Source organism: Schlesneria sp., assembly GCF_036405755.1.
Classification (GTDB): domain Bacteria; phylum Planctomycetota; class Planctomycetia; order Planctomycetales; family Planctomycetaceae; genus Schlesneria; species Schlesneria sphaerica.
The window spans coordinates 1-2,996 of the sequence record NZ_DASWWZ010000076.1; the positions used below are offsets into that span (position 1 = coordinate 1).

The window sequence follows — 2,996 nt, forward strand, 5'->3', positions numbered from 1 at the left end:
AATATCCTGCCGAACGACGAGCCCGAAGTCAGTCGGGGCCGCCAGCGACTTCCCAAGTGGCTGAAGCGTCCGCTGCCGCAGGCGGGAATGCAGTTCACCACCAACGTCATCGCCGACTTGCGGCTGGAAACCGTTTGTGAAAGCGCCAAGTGCCCCAATCAGACGGAATGCTGGTCGCAGAAGACAGCAACATTCATGATTCTCGGCAACGTCTGCACGCGTCCGTGCGGCTTTTGTTCTGTGCTCAAGGGGAAGACCGAAACAGTGCAGGCGGACGAACCCGCCCGCGTTGCCGAAGCGGCAGAACGGCTCGGACTGAAGTACGTGGTCATCACCTCGGTAACCCGCGACGACCTGCCGGATGGGGGGGCCGAACACTTCTATCAATGTGTGCTGGCCGTGCGCGAGCGAACCGGCGCCCGGGTCGAAGTGCTGACGCCCGATTTCCGGGGTGACCGTGATGCCATCCATCGCGTCATCGAATCACAGCCTGACGTCTTCAATCACAACACGGAAACAGTCCCTCGGCTGTATCATCGGGTCCGTCGCAATGCCAGGTATCAGCGGACCCTGGACCTGCTGAAGCAGATCAAGGACGAAGCACCCCAGATGGTCACGAAAAGCGGTCTCATGCTGGGACTGGGTGAGACACGTGACGAACTGCTCGAAGTCTGTACCGACCTGCGCAATGTCGGTGTCGACATGCTGACGCTGGGTCAGTATCTGCAGCCGACTCCTGAGCATCTTCCGGTTGAACGATATGTTCCGCCCGAAGAATTCGACGAAATTGGACAGCAGATGCGGCAACTGGGCTTCACGATGGTCGCCAGCGGACCGTTTGTTCGATCCAGCTATCACGCGGGGGAAATGGCGGACGATCTCCAGGTTCATTGATCCGGGATCACCGATTCAAGACCCGGTCCAGAATCACCGGGTTTTGTTCGCCTGAAACGCTCGCGAACTGCACGAGGGTTGCCGACGGGCATCACCTGTCACGTCGGCAACGGGGCGGAAAGGATGTCCTGTGGTGGCGGTCAAAGCCTGCTGAAGGACTGGCGAGTGAGCGCACGCGCCAGTTGAACCCGGCAGAAATCGTCTCGTCGATCTGAAAAGAACTTGGCCAGCGTCCCCGTCAGGCAACGCGGCGGATAGCGCTCTGGCCACTCAAACGAGCCCGATAGCCGTTCTGGTGTTGCTGATAGAGGCGCTCCAGGCTTTCATCCAGCAGTGGCATGGGAATGCCGAGTGCCCGACGGATCTTGCGCGTCTGCAGCGACGTTTCTCCGCAACCGAATCCCACGGTCCGGTCGGCCAGCGAACCTGCGATCGGACATGCAGGCGTTGGCAGTCGGAAATGAGCCGCCAGTCGCAGGGCGAACTTGCGAGGGCTGACGCGTTCGGCTCCCGCAATGTGATGGGTGCCGACCAGACCCGACTCCCAGCTCTTGGTCAGAACGTCTGCCAGGTCCGTTGCCAGCATCGGTGTCCCGTGACGGGCAAAGTCGACCGAGCCGACCGAGCCTCGTTCCAGTTCCTGAAGCAGAGTCTCTAACCAGCCGAAAGTCGACCCGGACTGCCAGCCGATGGCATGGGTTCGCACGATCAGCGAGTCCGCAGAGGTGGCAGCCGCGTGCTGTTCAATCTGCTGCAGCAGCACCGATTCAGGACTGGGGCAGATCGAATGGCTGTTCTCTGCATGAAACATCCAGGGACCCGTAAAGATGGCATCCGACGAGATGAGCGTCAGGCGACATCCGGTTGCATGGGCTGCATCAATCCAGGCCTTGGCGCGAGCCAGGTCGGAGGCAACGGGTCGCCGACTTTCGTCCCAGCTTGAATCGGCACCTGCACCGCAAAGAATCACCCGACCCGGTTGCACTCGCTCAAGCAGTTCGCGAATGGCAGCGGGCTTACGGGACGTTTCGGTTTCCACTTCGCAGGAAGGAAGTTGAACCCGGGAATCGAACGAAACACCAACCACGGAGTGCTGTTCTGACAGGGCCTCGGCCAAATTGGCCCCAACTACCGAATTGACCCCAGCCACTAGAATCTTGTCCACGCGGTGCCTCCATGCTCGAGCGTGTAAATAACGAAAGCTAGCCGCAAGCTGCGGCAATGGCCTTATACTTTTCGGAAGATTTTGGGCCAACCCCAATTTCGGTCCGGGCTGTTGCAGTGAACGCATTCTGAACGTCTGTGGGGCGATTGACGGCCAGTCTACCAAGGCAGTTGCGCGGGTAGACTGAATTCGTTTTCGGACCAGCGAAGAATGCACGAGATCTGTGTGCGTCCGCTCCCACTTCCGTGAACCGGGGACGACTCCGGAACGGGACACGGACTTGCGGTTGCTGGCTCAGGTCCCGATTGAGACTCCGTGATTGGGAAATGAGTCAGGAGAGGTCGCTGGACGGCAGCAACCCCAGATCTGCGGCGACGGGCTGCAGCGCGGCGATGCAGAACGCAATGTGCTCGTCGAGTTCGACTCCCAGATCGGCCGCGCCGCGGGTGATGTCCTCACGGTGAATCGAGGCGGCGAACGACAACTGCTTCAGTTTCTTCTTGACGCTCGAGGGAGTGAGGCCTTCCAGTCGGCCGGGACGAACGAGTGCACAGGCGGTGATGAACCCGCACAATTCGTCGCAGGCATACAGCGTCTTGTCGAGCAGCGAGACACGGGGGCAGTCGGTCAGATAATCGGCGTGCGATTTGATCGCATAGATGATCTCGTCCGAGTAGCCCTGCTCTTTCAGGATGGCGGCTCCCTTGAGCGGATGATCAGGAGGGTCAGGCCAGCGCTGGTAGTCAAAGTCGTGCAGCAGTCCGACGGTACCCCATTTCTCTTCGTCCTCACCGAACTTGCGGGCGTACGCTCGACAGGCGGCTTCGACTGCCAGCATATGTTTGATCAGACTGTCACTGTCCGTGTATTGGTGAAGAAGGGCCAGATCATCTTCGCGTGACATGTGGCGGTCTCCATCAGACTTTGTGATCAAGTT

Annotated in this window: 3 protein-coding genes; 1 reads left to right on the plus strand and 2 read right to left on the minus strand. The window is 59.7% G+C overall.

The genetic code is table 11. From position 1 onward, the window contains the following. Positions 1-3: 3 nt before the first annotated feature. The gene (lipA, locus tag VGE80_RS02600; RefSeq protein WP_440591571.1) at positions 4-894 is read left to right on the plus strand and encodes a lipoyl synthase; all 891 of its coding nucleotides are present in this window, start codon (positions 4-6) and stop codon (positions 892-894) included. A 238-nt stretch (positions 895-1,132) separates the two neighbouring features. On the opposite strand, the gene VGE80_RS02605 is transcribed toward lipA, so the two are convergent. Both VGE80_RS02605 and VGE80_RS02610 read right to left on the minus strand, forming a co-directional pair. Beyond that, the gene (locus VGE80_RS02605) at positions 1,133-2,059 is read right to left on the minus strand and encodes a sugar nucleotide-binding protein (protein WP_440591570.1); all 927 of its coding nucleotides are present in this window, start codon (positions 2,057-2,059) and stop codon (positions 1,133-1,135) included. A gap of 331 nt (positions 2,060-2,390) precedes the next feature. Further along, complete coding sequence (locus tag VGE80_RS02610; protein ID WP_440591572.1) at positions 2,391-2,963, minus strand: HD domain-containing protein; 573 nt, start codon at positions 2,961-2,963, stop codon at positions 2,391-2,393. Positions 2,964-2,996 lie beyond the last annotated feature (33 nt).